The 1,078-nt window shown below is 60.7% G+C and carries 1 protein-coding gene; it reads left to right on the forward strand.

Going from position 1 to position 1,078, the window contains the following annotated elements; genetic code table 11:
- The first annotated feature begins 65 nt into the window (after nucleotides 1-65).
- Nucleotides 66-1,025: an IS5 family transposase gene (locus ACR0BK_RS20360; RefSeq protein ID WP_480556065.1), complete on the forward strand. Its 960-nt coding sequence runs from the start codon at nucleotides 66-68 to the stop codon at nucleotides 1,023-1,025.
- The last annotated feature ends 53 nt before the right edge of the window (nucleotides 1,026-1,078 follow it).

Genomic DNA, 1,078 nt, shown 5'->3' on the forward strand with positions numbered 1-1,078 from the left:
GAGCGTGTTGCACAAATCGTTTCCGATGCGTAGCTGGTCCTTTGATTTGACTGCGGGATGCTGTGATGCCTTTCAAATTCAATGCGTCGCGGCGGGATAAGTTTGCGAAGGCAAAGTACCGTGTGACGAACTGGGCCGAATACAACGAGGCGCTCCGCCAGCGTGGTGACGTAACGGTCTGGTTCAGCGAAGACGCGGTGTCTGGGTGGTGCGCAGTGCGCTCCGGCAAGCGCGGTGGTCAACAACGATATTCTGATCTGTCGATTGAGACCTGCTTGACCTTGCGCGCCGTGTTCGGCTTACCGCTTCGCCAAACGCAGGGCTTTGTCCGCAGTCTGCTGCGGCTCATGCAGACGGACCTCCCTGTGCCGGATTTTTCGACGCTTTTCCGGCGTGCGCCATCGCTTCAGATCGCGCCCGACACCCAGACAGCCAGTGGTCCGATCGCGCTGGTTGTGGACAGCACAGGGCTGCGTGTCGTTGGCAGCCGCGACTGGATGCGGGAGAAGCACGGGCTACCAAAGACCCGCAAGATATGGCGCAAACTGCATATCGGCTTCGATCTGGAGAGCGGCGAGCTTGTGGCGTCCTGCCTGACACCCCAGCAGGTCGGGGACACCGGCGCTCTGCCCGACCTTCTTGCCGAGGTGTCCGGTCCGGTGCGCCGTTTCATCGGTGACGGGGCTTATGATGGTGTACCAACCGCCGCGACCATCCGGCATGCGTTTGGCCCGGATGTCGAGCTGATTATTCCGCCGCCGAAGAACGCCGTTCCCGGAGATTGCCAGGCACGCAACGCCCATATCGACATGATAACCGAAACTGGCCGAATGGCATGGCAGAAGGCCACCGGTTATGGTCAGAGATCGCGCGGCGAGGCCCAGATCGGGCGATACAAACAGGTCATCGGACTGGAACTGCGCAGCCGCAACATGGAGACCCAGACAACCGAAGCCCGCATCGCTGTTAAAGCCCTCAACCGCATGACCCGTCTAGGTCGTGCGACCTATGAACGTGTCGCATAACGAACCGGGGAAAGGGGCAAATGCGGCCCAAGCGCTATTCGTGCAACGCGGTC

This window comes from Ruegeria sp. AF1, assembly GCF_056542125.1.